The organism is Mycolicibacterium sp. SMGY-1XX (assembly GCF_059132455.1).
Window position 1 is genome coordinate 664,830 of record NZ_CP101139.1, and the last position, 15,412, is coordinate 680,241.

Consider the following 15,412-nt stretch of genomic DNA (forward strand, 5'->3'; position numbering starts at 1 on the left):
GGTGACATTCACCGTGCCGCAGCCCCATAGCCGGCATGGCGCCTGTTCACCCGGCTAGTGTTCCGCTTGCGCGCGCAAGGTCCGGGCCGCTCACTACGACGGAGGCCACCTGAGCAACGTAACCACGGCAAGCGGACCCGCAGCCGTCGCCGAGCTCGTCAGCACACCCCGTGCCCGCGGCTGGATCCACCTGTGCGCGGCCGTCGTCGCCGTCGTCGCAGGTGCGGCGCTGATCCAGGTGGCCTGGTTCGCCGCCTCCCCGCAGGCCGGATGGGCCGCGTCGGTGTACGTCGCCGCCATCGTGGCGATGTTCACCATCAGTGCCACCTACCACCGGGTCCGCTGGGGCTCGCCGCTGGCCGAGAAGTGGATGATGCGCCTGGACCACTCGGCGATCTTCGTCTTCATCGCGGCCAGTTACACACCGCTTGCGGTCCTGGCCATGCCGGCGCCCGTCGGCGCGGAGGTGTTGACCATCGTGTGGACCGGAGCCGCGGCCGGCGTCGCCCTGAAGATGTGCTGGCCGTCTGCCCCGCGGTGGGTCGGAGTACCGCTGTACCTGCTACTGGGTTACGTGGCAATCTGGTTCGCCGAGACGCTGCTCGACGGTGCAGGCGTCACCGTCGTCGCGTTACTCGCCGCCGGCGGTGTGCTCTACAACATCGGCGCGGTTCTCTACGGCACGCGCTGGCCGAATCCCTGGCCCACGACATTCGGGCATCACGAGTTCTTCCATGCGTTCACCGCCGCGGCAGCAGCCTGCCACTTCGTCGCGATCTGGCTGGTGGTGCACTAGAGCCGGTCGACGATGCCGAGCTGACGGTAGACGTCATCACGGTAGAGGGCGGTCTGCGAGTTCAACGGCAGACCCCCGCCCTGTGCCCAGTCGTGGATCTGCCCCATCCCGATGACGACGTGGAAGGCGGCGTCCGGATTCTCGGTCAGAAGGTGGTCTCCGTAGGCCAGGACACCGGGTGCGCCGATCTCCCGGGTGCCGATGTACACCGTGGCCGGCGGCATGCCCACTGTCGGTCCGAGCATCGGGTTCGACAGCAGCGGATCGCCTGCGTTCCATTCATCGAAGTCAACGGGGTCCGGGATGGGTGACACCGGGTCCCTGACCAGCACGACGTCGGGATCGGTGTAGATCTCGGGCCCGCTGAGACTCGCGGACACGAGCACCATGCGCGACGGCACACTGTCCGCCAGGCACGTCGAGTCACTGTTGCAGTCCCGCACGATTTTCTGCACCGCGAGCATCGCCAGCGTGCCGCCGGCCGAATCGGCGTACACACTCACCTGGTCGGCACCGTGTAGCCGGACCTGGGCCGCGATGAAGTCGGCCATGGGCGGAACGCTGTTGGCGGCGGTGCCGCCGTCGGGAATCAGCGGGTACCTGGGCACGATCACGGTGGCGCCCGTCTGCCGGGCCATCTGGGTGTAGTCCAGCCAGTGAATGATGTTGGGCGGATACATGAATCCGCTGCCGTGGGCAGCCACCACCACCTCGCCGGTCGGCTTCGGCGGTGTGATGGTCCAGACGTCTTGCCCTTCGTGTTCGGACCTGTCCACGTCGAGTCCGAGGGTGGTGAACCACGGCGGTCTCGGCGACAGGATCGCCTCACCGCTCTTCATCACCAGATCGATGCCGATCACCTCGGAGACCGAACGCAAGACCTGCAGGCCCAGGACAGTGATCTGGTCGACCAGCGACGGCGGGCCGGTGACCTCGTGATGATCGGTGAGTGACGGCGGAACCACGATGCCCGGCGCCAGGCCCACCGGGGTTGCCGGCTCTGACTTCTCCGGCATCCGTCGTGCCCGCTCGAGTTCACGGCCGGCGTACGCGAGTACCCCGGCGGCGGTCGCGTTCTCGGTCGGCGAAGGCCTGCGGTCCACTGAGGCGACATCGGTGTCTGCCTTGGTCTGCGACGCGCGCACCGTCGTTCTCGGGTCCGGCGTCGACGACATCCGTTGCGCCCGGGGTGTACGGGATTCGGCAGTGTCCTCGTCAGTTTGCTGGGTGTCGGCGGCGCGGCCTTTCTTCCGTGTCGTCGGAGAGCCCTCGTCGGGTTGCTTCTGCGTGTGCCGGTCGGCGCTGCGCCGTTGCTGCGTTGGGCCATCCGCACGCTCGGCTGACGTCCGAGACGACGACGAAGAACGCTCCGGCGCATCCGCCCCGGCGACGCTGCAGCCCCAGCCCAGTGTGACCGCCGATCCGATGCCGAGAGCGACCGCCAGCCCTCCGACCCCACCCACAAACCCCCGTATGTGCATTTGCCAGATATAGCCGATGTCGTACCGCGGCGGGCCGGGTTCGCAGAATTCGCGAGACATCGGGAAGGCAATCTGTAACCCTGTCACAGTCAGCGGGCATCCTTGGGGGCATGGTTGATTCCCCGTCGCTTCGCTCGCCCGTCGCGACCCGACACGATGCACAAGCCCTGCTGGAACAGCTGGCCGGTTCCGGCGCCGTCCTGCGCGACGACCAGTGGACCGCCATCGAGGCTCTGGTGGTCCAGCGCAAACAGGCGCTCGTGGTCCAACGCACCGGGTGGGGCAAATCGGCGGTGTACTTCATCGCCGCGAAACTGCTGCGCGCCGGCGGGCACGGGCCCACCGTCATCGTCTCGCCGCTGCTGGCGCTGATGCGTAACCAAGTGGGTGCCGCCGAGCGGGCCGGGGTGCGGGCCGCCACCATCAACTCCAGCAATGTGACGGACTGGGACGAGATCCACCAACAGGTCAAGAGCGGCGACTTGGACGTGCTGCTGGTCAGCCCAGAACGGCTGAACAACCCCGACTTCCGTGACAACGTTCTGCCGGCACTGGCCGCCGATGCCGGACTGGTGGTGATCGACGAGGCGCACTGTGTGTCTGATTGGGGCCACGACTTCCGTCCTGACTACCGACGGATCCGGACCCTGATCGGCGAACTGGGCAGCGACATCCCGGTGCTGGCCACCACCGCCACCGCCAACGACCGCGTGGTCACCGATATCGCGGATCAGCTGGGGGTGGGTGGCCGTGACACGGTGGTGTTGCGCGGCGGGCTGGACCGTCAGTCCCTGCGACTGTCGGTGGTACAGGCCGGCGGCGGTGCCCAACGCGCGGCATGGATTGCCGCGCAGCTCGATTCGCTGCCGGGGTCGGGCATCATCTACACCCTCACCGTGGCGCAGGCCCACGATGTGGCCACTCTGCTGCGCGAGCGCGGGTATCAGGTGGCCGCCTACACCGGCGGCACCGAGACCGCCGAACGCGAACAACTCGAGGCTGATCTGTTGGCCAACCGGGTCAAGGCACTGGTTGCCACCTCGGCTCTTGGTATGGGCTTCGACAAACCCGATCTCGGATTCGTCGTGCACCTGGGGGCGCCCTCCTCGCCCATCGCCTACTACCAGCAGGTCGGCCGTGCCGGCCGGTCCACTGACAGCGCCGAGGTGATCCTGCTGCCCGGCCGTGAGGACCAGGACGTGTGGCGCTACTTCGCCTCGGTGGCCTTCCCCTCGGAAGCCATGGTACGCAACGTGATTCATGCACTGGATACCGACCGGCCGCAATCCACCCCGGCCCTGGAGCCACTGGTGGATCTCGGGCGCACCCGACTGGAGATGGTGCTCAAGGTGCTCGATGTCGACGGTGCGGTACGCCGGGTCAAAGGCGGCTGGATCAGCACCGGTGAGCCCTGGTCCTACGACGAGCAGCGCTACCGCACACTCGAGGAGGCCCGGCGGCGTGAGCAACAAGCCATGCTCGACTACCAGTCGACCACCGGCTGCCGAATGTCCTTCCTGCGCAACCAACTCGATGACCCCGAGCTGGCTGCCGACGAGCGGTGTGGGCGCTGTGACAACTGTGCCGGGCCCACCTTCACCGCGGACGTGGACGACACCGCCGTCGCCGACACCCAGTCGCGGTTGCTTCGCCCCGGTGTGGAGATCACGCCGCGCAAGCAGTGGCCGACGGGGCTGGGCAAGATCGGCGTCCAGTTGTCCGGCCGGATCACCGATGGTCCGGAACCCGGACGGGTCATCGGCCGCCTGACCGATCTGGGCTGGGGCGAGCGCCTGCGCCGACTGCTCGACGAGGACGACGCCCCCGTGCCCGAGGTGATGGTGCGCGCCGCGGTCGACGTCTTGGCCGCGTGGGACTGGGACACGCGGCCGGTGGCGGTGATGGGGTTGGATTCTGCGCGGCACCCCATCCTGATCACGTCGATGGTGGCCCGACTGTCCGAGCTCGGCAGACTGACCAACCTGGGGACCCTGCGGTACGCGCCGGACCGGCGCCCGGTCACCGCCGCGAACTCCGCGTACCGGGTGGCGGCGCTTCATGATTCGTGGAGTCCTCCCGAGTTGGGTGACATCGCCGGCCCGGTTCTGCTGGTCGACGATGTGACCGACAGCGGCTGGACCCTGACCATGGCGGCCCGCGTCGTGCGCCGTGCCGGGGCCCCAGCGGTGTTGCCGTTCGCCTTGGCCGCCGTCAGCTGACGGGGGTGTGGCCGCCGAGCGCAGTGGTCAGCGCCGCGGCGGTTCTCATCAAACCTCTGGCGTGCCGGGTGATCTCGGCATCGGTCAGGGCACGTCCGATCTGCAGTGACACCACCATCGCCTGTCTGCCGTGATGGTCGAACACCGGTGCGGAGATGACGCCGACATCGTGCCGCTGCGCTCTGGAGACACCCGCCTCGTCGCGCAGATAGACCCGCTCACCGATATCGGAGATCATCTCGCCCAGCAGTGCCCGTAGTTCGTCGGGCAGGGTGGAGGACATGCCTGCCATCAATGCGTAGAGCCGGCGGCCGCCGGGGGTCAGCAGTTCCACCAGATAACCTGCGGTGCGGCATTCGGCGACCACCCGCTCGAGCCGGTGGCTGTCGGTGCGCAGCGGAATGGTGGGGGTGCGGGCCAACCACGCCCTGAGGGCTTTGTCATCCCACAGCACGAACATCAGACCCACCGGCGGGGCGAACGGATAGCTCTGGCCCACCTGAACCGCGGTGCGGACACCCGGCGGGGCCACCATTTCCAACAGGGTGATCCGATCATCGACGACGGCAGACAGAGCGGCGGTGGTGTCGTAGTCCTGGGACAGGGCGCGCAAGGCTTCGCGCGCGGCGGGGTTGACCCGCATGGACTCCTGGGCGATGTGGCCGAGCGCGATCAGTGCGGGTCCCAGTCGGTAGGTCTTGTCGGTGGCGTCGCGGATCAGATAACCGCACTCGGTCAACGTGGTGATGATCCCGAGGCACGTCGGCTTGCTCAGCCCGAGGCGCCGGGCCAGCTCGGACAGCCCGAACTGGTCGTGCGGGTGGCGGGCCAGGAACTCGAGCACGGCGACGACGCGCCCGGTGGGCGGCGAAGCGCGCCCGCTCGTGTCGGTCATCTCGGTCCTCTGTGACGGCGGCGTTGACGCGAACTAGAACACGTTCTAATCTGCAGTCGGAAACTCTACCAGCGCGGTCGAATAATGGACCGAGAGGACGGTAACTGGATGTATTCGCAGCCCCTGATCGAGGCCATCGGTGAGGCGGAGAAGTTGGTGGCAGCAGCGCCGTTCATCGAATCCGAGGCCGACCTGCTGGAAGGACTGCAGTATCTCGCCGGCTGTATCGCCGCGTGCACGCACGTCGCCTTCGACTACGACCGCGATCATCCTTTTCTGCACAGCGGCACGGGCCCGTTCACCAAAATGGGTCTGGACAATCCCGACACCATGTATTTCGGCACCCGCGTACAGCCCGGTCACGAGTATGTCGTCACCGGCAAGCGCGGTACCACCACCGATGTCAGCTTCCAATTGCTGGGAGGCGAATACACCGACGAAGTGGTACCCGACAGCGAGACGGCCTTCGACGACCGCAAGCTCGACATCGCGCCCGACGGTACCTTCGAGTGGAGGTTCACCCCAGAAGTGCCGTCACAGTTGGTGATCCGCGAGGTCTACAACGATTGGTCGGCGCAACGCGGCTCCTTCGCGATCGCGCGTACCGACACCGTAGGCACCGCGCCTCCACCGCTGACCCGCGAGATCATCGAGAAGCGGTACGCCGTGGCAGGTAAGCAGCTGGTGCAGCGGGTCAAGACGTGGCTGCAGTTCCCGCAGTGGTTCTACAACAACCTGCCGGTGAACACCCTGGTGGCGCCGCGGCTCACACCCGGAGGACTGGCCACCCAGTATTCGTCGGTGGGGCATTACGACCTGGACCCGCAGCAGGCGATGGTCATCACCCTGCCGGTCACCGACGCGCCGTATCTCGGCTTCCAGCTGGGCAGCCTGTGGTACATCTCGTTGGACTACATCAACCATCAGACTTCTCTCAACGGCACTCAGGCACAGGCGGATCCGGACGGCAAGATCCGAATCGTGGTCTCCGACATCAACCCGGGGGTGACGAACTGGTGCGAGACGCTGGGGCACCGCAAGGGCTATCTGCAGTTCCGTTGGCAGCGGGTTTCGCGTGAGCTCACCGAGGCCGACGGACCCACCGCGGAGATCGTCGACATCGACCGGATCGCCGAAGTGCTGCCGTACCACGACACGAACAAGATCTCCGAACAGGATTGGCGCCAGCGGATCGCCCTGCGCCAAAAACAGATCGGCGAGAGGATGGTGGGCTAGCCGTGACCGGTACGCACAACAACCTGCTGGCAGGCAAGGTGGTGGTGATCAGCGGCGTCGGTCCGGCGCTGGGCACGACGCTGGCACGGCGCTGCGCGGAAGAGGGCGCGGACCTGGTGCTCGCTGCGCGCACCGTCGAGCGACTGGACGACGTCGCCAAGACGGTCACCGGTCTTGGGAGGCGAGCGGTGACCGTGGGCACCGATATCACCGACGAAGCCCAGGTCGCCAACCTGGTCGAGGAGTCTCTCGAGGCCTACGGCAAGGTGGATGTGTTGATCAACAACGCGTTCCGGGTGCCGTCCATGAAACCCCTCGCGAACACCACGTTCGAGCACATGCGTGAGGCCATCGAACTCACGGTCTTCGGTGCCTTGCGGCTGATCCAGGGTTTCACCCCCGCTCTCGCCGAGGCCACTGGTTCGGTGGTCAACGTCAACTCGATGGTGGTGCGCCACTCCCAGGCCAAGTACGGTGCCTACAAGATGGCCAAGTCGGCTCTGCTGGCGATGTCCCAGTCGCTGGCCACCGAACTCGGCGACCAGGGCATCCGCGTGAATTCCATTCTCCCCGGCTATATCTGGGGTGGAACCTTGGAAAGCTACTTCACCCACCAGGCCGGCAAATACGGCACCACGGTGGACGAGATCTACAAGGCCACCGCGGCGGCGTCCGACCTCAAACGGCTGCCCACCGAGGATGAGGTGGCCTCGGCCATCCTGTTCATGGCCAGCGATCTGTCCAGCGGCATCACCGGGCAGGCCCTGGACGTCAACTGCGGGGAGTACAAGGCATGACGGTGGGACTGAGTGAGGATCGAGCGAGCGAGGGGCGACGATGACCCGAACCAACGTCGGCACGGTCGAAGATCTCCATGCATCGGCCGTCAAAGCCTGCGGGCTCGACGATTTCGGCGCCGACGACGACAACTATCGCGAAGCGCTGGGGGTGCTCCTCGAGTCTTACCAACGCGATGCCGATCTCACCGAACTGGGCAGCAAGATGCAACGCTTCTTCGTCCGCAACGCACTGGTGGCGCGGCTGGTGTCCGAGGCCGCGTTCAAACAACACCCCGAACACTCCGAGGTCGCCATCGAGCGCCCGATCTTCGTCACCGGCCTGCCCCGCACAGGCACCACGGCCGTGCACCGGCTGCTGGCGGCCGATCCTCGTCACCAAGGGCTAGAACTGTGGCTGGCGGAGTTTCCGCAACCGCGGCCACCGCGTGAAACCTGGTCAGAGAACCCGGTTTTCCAGCAGCTGGACGCGCAGTTCACCAAGGCGCACGAGGAGAACCCGGACTACACCGGTTTGCATTACATGACCGCCGACGAAGTGGAGGAGTGCTGGCAGTTGCTGCGTCAGTCCCTGCACTCGGTCTCCTACGAGACGCTGGCACATCTGCCGACCTATTCGCAGTGGCTGGCGCGTCAGGACTGGACCAAGCCGTATCAGCGGCATCGCAAGAACCTGCAGCTGATCGGACTCAACGACCGCGACAAGCGCTGGGTGCTGAAGAACCCCAGCCACCTGTTCGCGCTCGATGCCCTGTTCGCCACGTATCCAGATGCCCTTGTGGTGCAGTGTCATCGGCCCGCTGAGACCATCATGGCATCGATGTGTTCCTTGGCCGAGCACACCACCGAGGGCTGGTCGAACACATTCGTCGGTGATGTCATCGGGGCCGATTCGATGGAGACCTGGTCGCGGGGGCTGGAGTTGTTCAACGCCGAACGTGCCAAGCACGATCCCGCTCAGTTCTACGATCTCGACTACTTCGCGCTGATCAAGGATCCCATCAGTGTGGTCGACGATATCTACCGCGCCTTCGGTATCGAGTTCACCGACGCTGCCCGGCAGGCGATGGTCGCGACACACGAGGAAAGCAAGAAGGGCCCCCGTGCGCCGAAGCACACGTACTCGTTGGCCGATTACGGGTTGACCGACGACGAGGTGAAACAACGCTTCGCCGGACTGTGAGCGTCGACGTCAGGCCACCGTATTGGCCAGCGCCTCAATACGTTTGAGGGCATCCTCGGCCAGCGCCGTCACGTCGTACCCGTTTGCCTCGGCGCAGGTGGTGATTTCGATCGCCGCGTTGTGGGCCGCCACAAAGGCGTTGTCGCACGCCCAGTCCGGGCTGGTGAAAGACCACAGTACGATGTCCGGCGAGCCGGATTCCCGCGGTGGCAGCAGCCGGAAGTCATATGAGCGGTCGGTCATGCTGGTGACGGTGAAGGTGACGCCCTGGCATGACTCGATGATGCGCCGGGCGTCGGCGAGTGCGGCTTCGGCGTCGAAGTTGGCGCGGAACACCCCGACGATCTCCTCGACGAAGATCTGCGGATTGCCGGCCTGCACCCAATGGCCGCCGTCGTGCGCGGCCGGGTTGTGGTCGAAGATGAACGGAGCGTCGACTTCTTGTGCCACACCGCTACAGCGGGCGGGCTCGACACTCACGAACAGGTTTCCGTCCTGTTCTTCGACGTTTTTGCTCATCAGGTCCGCGACCTGGCCGGCCGGGATGGGCGCGACGGGAATGCCGGGCAGTGCCTGCGGCGGGTCCACCACTTTTGTACAGCCGACGAGTGCGATGCACAGCGCGACCATCAGAGCCTGTTTGCCCACGTCGACAGTGTAGGGATCAGGCGACGCACTGGGGACCGCGAAGCATTTTTATTGACTTGGCAACTAAACCGAGCGGTGGACGGGCTTTAGGTCGTACAGATCCGGTTTGCTCTGTTTGAATCGTTGCCATGGGGAACATCACCAAACAACGCCGCCATCAAGACTGGCTGATGGGGTTCGTCGGAATGACGCACCGGCATTTCGGCAAACTCATCTCCAGCTACGGGTACCGCATCATGACGAAGCGACTCGGTGACGACGAGGCGCATTTCCTCAACTGGGGGTACGAAGAAGATCCGCCGATGGCAATCCCGCTGGAGCCCGGAGACGAGATCGATCGACACTCGATCCAGCTGTACCACCGGACCGCGGCGCAGATGGATCTCGAGGGCAAGGACGTCCTGGAAGTCAGCTGCGGCCACGGCGGCGCCGCGTCCTACATCTCGCGGTACCTCAAGACCAAGAGCTACACGGGTCTCGATCTCAATCCGGCCGGCATCGAGTACTGCCGTGAGCGCCACCCGCTGCCCGGTCTGAAGTTCGTGCACGGCGACGCCGAGAAGCTGCCGTTTCCCGACGGATCCTTCGACGCCGTCATCAATGTCGAGGCGGCTCATCTCTATCCACATTTCTCGGTGTTCCTGTCCGAGGTCGCGCGCGTGCTGAGACCCGGAGGGCACTTCCTGTACGCCGATCTGCGCGGCCACGACCAGATTGCCCAGTGGGAAGCGGACATGGCGGCCTCACCGCTGCGCGAGCTTTCCCGCGCCGACATCATCACCGAGGTCCAGCGGGGTCTGGAGAAGAACTCGGCGCGGCACACCGAGTTGATCGCCAAACACGCCCCGAAGCCGCTGCGGAAGATCTTCCGCGATATCAGTGGGGTGCAGGGACAGAAGCTGCACCAGTCGGTGGAGAAGGGCGAGCTGGTCTACCGGGTGTTCGATTTCGTCAAAGAATGAAACACACGCTAGCCGTCGCCGGGCGAGGGCGCGCTGGAGACCTCCTCCAGGCAGCCCTCGGCCACGGCGTGCTTGATGCTGTCGGCCAGTCGCGGACAGTTACGGCTACGGCTGCTGTTCCCGCCCTCGGCGCGTAACTCGGCGAACACCGCGCATCGCTGAGATGCCTCCGAATTCCACTGCACCGCAGTGTGTCCCGGACCAAGCTTCTTCACCGCTACGGTGGCGTGACAGAACCGGCAGTCCACCGGCGTCAGGCCTGAACTGAGATACCGTTCGCGGTCCTGGAGGCTGGCTTCGCGCACTGCGGCCGCCCGGTCCGGGTCGGAGGCGAAGTCCGGTGCTTTGCGCCAGGACCCGCCACCGCGCCCGTCGACCTCGGGACGGTCGTCGTCGGACTCGTCGTGACCCTCTCCGAGCAGGAGCAGCATCGAGCGCGCCAACCGGTCCACGTCCGGCGGTGTGGTTCGCTCGTCGCGCAGGGTCATCGCGCCGGCTGCTCCTCAGGAGTTTGTGATGCGGGTGCCTGCTCCTTGTCGGCTTCCTGCCGTTTCAGATTCTCGGCGACCTCGACGTTCCACTTCTCGTTGGCGGCCGTGGTGTCCACCTCGATCTCGAAGCGGTCGGTCATATCCGAGGTGACATCGGCGGCGTCGACATAGAACTGCTGATACCAGCGGCGCATCTGGTAGACGGCGCCGTCCTCCTCGACCAGCAGCGGATTGTCGATACGGGTCTTGTGTTTCCAGATCTCGACGTCCTGCAGGAAACCCTTGCTCACGCCTTCGGTGAAGACGCGGGCCAGTTTGTCGGTGGTCTTCTCGTCCAGGCCTTTGGGCTTCTCCACGATCACGCCCCACTGCAGGACGAAGGAGTCTTGGGACACCGGGTAGTGGCAATTGATCAGGATGGATTCGGCTTTGTAACCGCCGTAGTTGTTGTGCAGCCAGTTGATCATGAACGACGGGCCGAAATACGACGCCTCGGAATCCAGATGCGCCTCGCCGTAGGTGGTGCCCAGGTCGTTGACATCCGGCCGGCCGACATTGTGCAGGTACTGCGAGGCGATGTGACCCTCGAAGACGTTCTTGAAGTACGTCGGCAATCCGTAGTGGATGTAGAAGAAGTGGGCCATGTCGGTGACGTTGTCGATGATCTCGCGGCAGTTGGAGCCCTCGATCAGCATCGTGTTCCATCGCCAGTCGGTCCACTCCTCACTGGCGAACTCCGGAATCTCGGGGATCCGCACCTCCTCCGGCGGTGGATTGCCTTCGTGGTCATGCCACACGAACAGCAGGCCGCCGCGTACGTCGGTGGTCCAGGCGCGGGTGCGGGCCAGGCGAGGGGTGCGTTTGGCGTAGGGAACGAGCTTGCATTTACCGTCGCCGCCCCAGCGCCAGTCATGGAACGGGCACGCTACCTCGTCACCTTTGATGGTGCCCTGGGAGAGGTTCCCGCCCATGTGGCGGCAGTAGCCGTCGAGGATCTTCAGTTCGCCCTGAGAATCGGCGAACACCACCAGCATGGTTCCGAAGATCTCCACCCCATGCGGCTTACCGTCCAGGAAGTCCTTCACGGGCCCCAGGCAGTGCCAGCCACGGGCATAGCGGTCCGGCAGCGCACCGGTGTCGATCTCGCGAATGCCGGCCGTCTCGGTAGCCATGACGCCTCCAGTCGTTGCTCACTAACTAGAACACGTTACAGTTTTTCCCGGGTGGCGCGCAATGTAAACGCCACGACCTGCGACATACCCCGTGACGGGTGGGTTATTCGGAGTCGGCGAGGCCGGTCCGCAGCGCGATCTGCTGCATCTTGCCGACGCTGGTCACGAACGGATCGGTGGTGGGGTCACCGGTGGCACTCTCGAATCGGAGCCTGACCAGTGCACGCCCCTCGGTGAAGACGAGCAGCGTCACATCCTTGCTACCGTCCGGTGCGGTACCTCGGAACAGGGTGCCATCGGTGCCCACCGGGAACGGCTGGGGCTCACCGCCGCGGACCACCTTCGACGGGTCCGCCACCACCTGTTGCAACGCAGCACTGGCGGCTTGTGCGTCGGGGTAGGCGACGATCGTGTCGGTGATGGCGCGGGTGTCCTGGTCGTTGACGAAGAACGCGCTGGCGCCGGGTGTGCCGTCGGCATCGGGCGTCGACGACCGCTGTATGAACGTGTCTTCCCCGTCGCTGAGGTCTTCGGCGGTCAGCAGGAACCGGCTGTAATCGACGGGTTGTTCGGCCGCACTGGTGGTGGTGGTCGGGGCGAACGCCGGCAGGGTCGGCACTGCCGGACTCGACGTGGTGCTGGTGCTGCCGGTGGACGATTGCTGTGCCGGCGTACAGCCGCCGAGCGCGACGCTGAGGGCGGCGGCCGAGGCGACGGTCAGGGCGAGGTATCGGTTCTGAGGTGTGCGCATACGAAAATCAGTCAAAGCCATCTGAATAGGGAAAGGGGAGCAAGGGAAAGCCTAGGCGACAGGCCTGACCTTCGACGCTACCGGTGCACTCAACGGGGCGGCAAAATGACGCCGACCACACCCTCAGATCGTGGTTCCTCAGATTTTGGTGGCGGTGGCGGCCGCGCGCTGCAACTCCCAATAGGCCCGCAGGGCGGTGATCAGACCGGCGTCGTCCACCCGATAGGTGAACACGCCTTCGGCCTTGACCCGGTAACCCTGGGCGGTGATGAGGATGTAGCCCACATTGGCCTCCTCGTTACCGCACACGAAGCTGTCCTCGAAATGGAACTCCAACTCACTGGGCGCGATCGCCTTGTCGAAAAACGCCGCGATGGCCTGCTTACCCCGGTGGCCCTTGCCCTCGGGATCAAAATGCGACGGCCCGATCGGGTCTTCGACGATGGCGTCGTCGGCGAACAGTGCCAGCCAGGCGTCCTTGTCCCGCGCGACGGCCGCGGCGCGTGAGCGGGCGCCCGCCTCATGAACCGCACTCATGGTTTGTCCGAGGACACGACCCACATGGAGTAGTACTGCGAGCCGCCGCCGTACGCGTGTCCGAGCGCCTTGCGCGCACCTTCGACCTGGTGTTCACCGGCCTTACCCATCACCTGGATGGCCGATTCGGCGAACCGGATCATGCCTGACGCGCCGATCGGGTTGGAGCTCAGCACCCCACCCGACGGGTTGAACGGAATCCGCCCGCCGATCGCGGTCTCGCCGGCCTCGGTGAGTTTCCAGCCTTCCCCTTCGGGTGCGAAACCGAGATTCTCCAACCACATCGGTTCGAACCAGGAGAACGGCACGTACACCTCGGCGACGTCGATTTCGTCGATCGGGCTGGTGATGCCGGCCGATTTCCACAGCGCGGCGGCGGCGTCGCGGCCGGCCTGGGGATTCACCTGGTCGCGGCCGGAGTAGGCCAGCGGCTCGGTACGCAGCGCGGTGGCATGCACCCAGGCCACCGGGTGCCCGTCGGCCACCCGGGCGTCGGCGGCCTGCTCGTCGCCGATCACGATGGCGGCCGCACCGTCCGAGGAGGGGCAGGTCTCGTCGAAGCGAATGGGGTCCCACAGCATCTGCGACGACATCACCTTCTCCAGCGTGATGTCGGGCTGGTGCAGATGCGCCAACGGGTTCTTGGCGCCGTTGAGGCGGTCCTTCACCGCGACCATGGCCCCGATGTGGTTCGGGGCTCCCGAGCGGCGGATGTAAGCGCGCACGTGCGGGGCAAAGTAGCCGCCGGCGCCCGCGCCCACCGGTTTGGTGAACGGCACCGGGATCGACAGCGCCCACATGGCGTTGGACTCGGACTGCTTCTCCCATGCCATCGACAGCACCCGGCGGTATTTGCCGGACTGCACCAGCGACGCGGCCACGACAGCGGTGGAACCGCCCACCGAACCGGCGGTGTGCACGCGGATCAGCGGCTTGTTCGTCGCTCCCACGGCGTCGGCGAGGAACAACTCGGGCATCATGACGCCTTCGAAGAAGTCCGGCGCCTTGCCGACGACCACGGCGTCGATATCGGCCATCGTCTGACCCGAATCGGCCAGCGCCCGATCGATGGCTTCGCGGACCAAACCGGCCATCGACACGTCGAGGCGTTTGGCGACGTACTTCGTCTGCCCGGTGCCCAGCACCGCTGCTCTCTGACCGGCCATCAGTTCTTACCGTCCCTTCCCTCGAGCACGGCCACCAGATTCTGTTGCAGCGCAGGCCCACTGGTCGCGTGCGCCAAGGTGCGCTGGGCGCTGCCGTCCCAGATGTGTTGGGCGGCAAAGCCGATGCGCTCCAAACCGGCGACGAACATCGGGTTGGCACTCAAGGCGCCGCCGGAGGGGTTGATCCTGGTGGAGCCGTTGAGTCCGATCGCCTCGGTGAGGATCAGCTGCTGATGGGTGAACGGCGCGTAGATCTCGGCGACATCGATGGATCCGGTGTCCCCGCCGGTGGCCGCTTTGGCCGACGCCTCGGTCGAGGGGGAGGTGGTCAGATCGCGGGCCCCCAGTATCGGTGTCTCGATGCGATGCTCGATACCGGTGATCCAGGCCGGGTTCTCCCGCAGTTCGCGGGCCCGATCGCCGGAGGCCAGCACGATGGCCGCCGCACCGTCGGTGATGGGTGCGATGTCGTGACGGCGCAGAGGATCGGCGAAATAGGGGCGGCTCAACAGTTCCTCGATGGTCCCGGTCGCCGCCTCGTTGTCCGTGCGTCCGCCGGCGGCGTAGGAATCCAGGGCCACCTGGGCCATCTGCTCGGCCGTCCATTTGCCGGAGTCCAGGCCGAAGCGGGCCTGCAATCCCGCCATCGACACCGAATCCGGCCACAGCGGGGCGACGGTGTAGGGGTCGGTCTGCAGCGCCAGCACCCGGCGCAGGGTGCCCGCGCTCGACTTGCCGAACCCGTACACCAGCGCGGTCTCCACTTCGCCGGTCAGCAGTTTGATGTAGGCCTCGTAGAGCGCCCAGGCGGCGTCCATCTCCACGTGCGACTCGTTGATCGGCGGTACCGCACCGATCGAGTCGATGGCCGAGATGAACGAGAAGGCGCGGCCGGCAAGGTAATCCGAGGATCCGGAGCACCAGAAACCGATATCGGTCTGCTTCAGGCCCAGCTCGTCGTAGAGGGTGGCGAAACACGGCATGAGCATCTCGACACCGTTGGTGGTGCCCAAGGTGCGGCGGACGTGGGGCGCGTGCGCAAAGCCGACGACAGCTATGTCAGTCACGGGAGTGTCCC

Annotated in this window: 15 protein-coding genes; 6 read left to right on the plus strand and 9 right to left on the minus strand. The window is 65.7% G+C overall.

All coding sequences use genetic code 11. The features are described 5' to 3' along the window. The first annotated feature begins 109 nt into the window (after positions 1 to 109). On the plus strand, positions 110 to 796 hold the full coding sequence (gene trhA, locus NL241_RS03215) for a PAQR family membrane homeostasis protein TrhA (RefSeq protein ID WP_494398232.1): 687 nt from the start codon (positions 110 to 112) through the stop codon (positions 794 to 796). Here trhA and NL241_RS03220 read toward each other — a convergent pair. After that, positions 793 to 2,259 carry an alpha/beta hydrolase gene (locus tag NL241_RS03220; protein WP_494396750.1) on the minus strand — a complete coding sequence of 489 codons (1,467 nt, stop codon included), beginning with the start codon at positions 2,257 to 2,259 and terminating at the stop codon, positions 793 to 795. The two genes, trhA and NL241_RS03220, sit on opposite strands and share 4 nt — an antisense overlap. A gap of 128 nt (positions 2,260 to 2,387) precedes the next feature. On the opposite strand from NL241_RS03220, the gene NL241_RS03225 reads away from it, so the two are divergent. Further along, positions 2,388 to 4,496 (plus strand): RecQ family ATP-dependent DNA helicase, encoded by a 2,109-nt coding sequence (locus NL241_RS03225; protein ID WP_494396751.1) that lies wholly within the window; start codon positions 2,388 to 2,390, stop codon positions 4,494 to 4,496. On the opposite strand, the gene NL241_RS03230 is transcribed toward NL241_RS03225, so the two are convergent. Then, positions 4,489 to 5,391, minus strand: coding sequence for an IclR family transcriptional regulator (locus tag NL241_RS03230; protein ID WP_487694195.1), 903 nt, complete (start codon positions 5,389 to 5,391; stop codon positions 4,489 to 4,491). The two genes, NL241_RS03225 and NL241_RS03230, sit on opposite strands and share 8 nt — an antisense overlap. 108 nt (positions 5,392 to 5,499) lie before the next feature. Here NL241_RS03230 and NL241_RS03235 point away from each other — a divergent pair, with 108 nt between their 5' ends. The 3 genes from NL241_RS03235 to NL241_RS03245 are packed head-to-tail and all read left to right on the plus strand — an operon-like array spanning position 5,500 to position 8,607. Next, positions 5,500 to 6,627: a hypothetical protein gene (locus NL241_RS03235; RefSeq protein WP_494396752.1), complete on the plus strand. Its 1,128-nt coding sequence runs from the start codon at positions 5,500 to 5,502 to the stop codon at positions 6,625 to 6,627. Between the two features lie 2 nt (positions 6,628 to 6,629). After that, positions 6,630 to 7,424, plus strand: a complete 795-nt coding sequence (locus NL241_RS03240) for an SDR family oxidoreductase (RefSeq protein ID WP_494396753.1) — start codon at positions 6,630 to 6,632, stop codon at positions 7,422 to 7,424. A 40-nt stretch (positions 7,425 to 7,464) separates the two neighbouring features. Further along, complete coding sequence (locus NL241_RS03245; protein WP_494396754.1) at positions 7,465 to 8,607, plus strand: sulfotransferase family protein; 1,143 nt, start codon at positions 7,465 to 7,467, stop codon at positions 8,605 to 8,607. Between the two features lie 9 nt (positions 8,608 to 8,616). On the opposite strand, the gene NL241_RS03250 is transcribed toward NL241_RS03245, so the two are convergent. Beyond that, on the minus strand, positions 8,617 to 9,255 hold the full coding sequence (locus NL241_RS03250; RefSeq protein ID WP_487694199.1) for a sensor domain-containing protein: 639 nt from the start codon (positions 9,253 to 9,255) through the stop codon (positions 8,617 to 8,619). Between the two features lie 170 nt (positions 9,256 to 9,425). On the opposite strand from NL241_RS03250, the gene NL241_RS03255 reads away from it, so the two are divergent. Next, a complete protein-coding gene (locus tag NL241_RS03255; protein ID WP_494398233.1) occupies positions 9,426 to 10,217 on the plus strand; it encodes a phthiotriol/phenolphthiotriol dimycocerosates methyltransferase in 792 nt (263 codons plus the stop codon). Positions 10,218 to 10,225: 8 nt separating this feature from the next. Here the strand turns inward: NL241_RS03255 and NL241_RS03260 are convergent, their stop codons facing one another. From NL241_RS03260 to NL241_RS03285, 6 genes are all read right to left on the minus strand, one after another. Further along, the gene (locus NL241_RS03260) at positions 10,226 to 10,705 is read right to left on the minus strand and encodes a hypothetical protein (protein WP_487694200.1); all 480 of its coding nucleotides are present in this window, start codon (positions 10,703 to 10,705) and stop codon (positions 10,226 to 10,228) included. Further along, the gene (locus tag NL241_RS03265; RefSeq protein WP_494396755.1) at positions 10,702 to 11,880 is read right to left on the minus strand and encodes a 3-ketosteroid-9-alpha-monooxygenase, oxygenase component; all 1,179 of its coding nucleotides are present in this window, start codon (positions 11,878 to 11,880) and stop codon (positions 10,702 to 10,704) included. Before NL241_RS03265 ends, NL241_RS03260 begins: the two co-directional genes overlap by 4 nt. A 103-nt stretch (positions 11,881 to 11,983) precedes the next feature. After that, entirely contained in the window at positions 11,984 to 12,631 is a 648-nt protein-coding gene (locus NL241_RS03270; protein WP_494396756.1) for a hypothetical protein, read from the minus strand. Positions 12,632 to 12,769: 138 nt separating this feature from the next. Beyond that, complete coding sequence (locus NL241_RS03275; protein WP_494396757.1) at positions 12,770 to 13,168, minus strand: nuclear transport factor 2 family protein; 399 nt, start codon at positions 13,166 to 13,168, stop codon at positions 12,770 to 12,772. Then, complete coding sequence (locus tag NL241_RS03280) at positions 13,165 to 14,334, minus strand: thiolase family protein (RefSeq protein WP_487694205.1); 1,170 nt, start codon at positions 14,332 to 14,334, stop codon at positions 13,165 to 13,167. The genes NL241_RS03275 and NL241_RS03280 overlap by 4 nt, the downstream gene beginning before the upstream one ends. Further along, positions 14,334 to 15,401 carry a thiolase family protein gene (locus NL241_RS03285; protein ID WP_494396758.1) on the minus strand — a complete coding sequence of 356 codons (1,068 nt, stop codon included), beginning with the start codon at positions 15,399 to 15,401 and terminating at the stop codon, positions 14,334 to 14,336. Before NL241_RS03285 ends, NL241_RS03280 begins: the two co-directional genes overlap by 1 nt. Between the last annotated feature and the right edge of the window lie 11 nt (positions 15,402 to 15,412).

Bases quoted from the DNA above. Each gene is read 5' to 3' on its own strand.
- NL241_RS03225 (WP_494396751.1), top strand. From the start codon at position 2,388: ATGGTTGATTCCCCGTCGCTTCGCTCGCCCGTCGCGACCCGACACGAT.
- NL241_RS03230 (WP_487694195.1), bottom strand. From the start codon at position 5,391: ATGACCGACACGAGCGGGCGCGCTTCGCCGCCCACCGGGCGCGTCGTC.
- NL241_RS03235 (WP_494396752.1), top strand. From the start codon at position 5,500: ATGTATTCGCAGCCCCTGATCGAGGCCATCGGTGAGGCGGAGAAGTTG.
- NL241_RS03245 (WP_494396754.1), top strand. From the start codon at position 7,465: ATGACCCGAACCAACGTCGGCACGGTCGAAGATCTCCATGCATCGGCC.
- NL241_RS03255 (WP_494398233.1), top strand. From the start codon at position 9,426: ATGGGGTTCGTCGGAATGACGCACCGGCATTTCGGCAAACTCATCTCC.
- NL241_RS03260 (WP_487694200.1), bottom strand. From the start codon at position 10,705: ATGACCCTGCGCGACGAGCGAACCACACCGCCGGACGTGGACCGGTTG.
- NL241_RS03265 (WP_494396755.1), bottom strand. From the start codon at position 11,880: ATGGCTACCGAGACGGCCGGCATTCGCGAGATCGACACCGGTGCGCTG.
- NL241_RS03270 (WP_494396756.1), bottom strand. From the start codon at position 12,631: ATGCGCACACCTCAGAACCGATACCTCGCCCTGACCGTCGCCTCGGCC.
- NL241_RS03275 (WP_494396757.1), bottom strand. From the start codon at position 13,168: ATGAGTGCGGTTCATGAGGCGGGCGCCCGCTCACGCGCCGCGGCCGTC.
- NL241_RS03280 (WP_487694205.1), bottom strand. From the start codon at position 14,334: ATGGCCGGTCAGAGAGCAGCGGTGCTGGGCACCGGGCAGACGAAGTAC.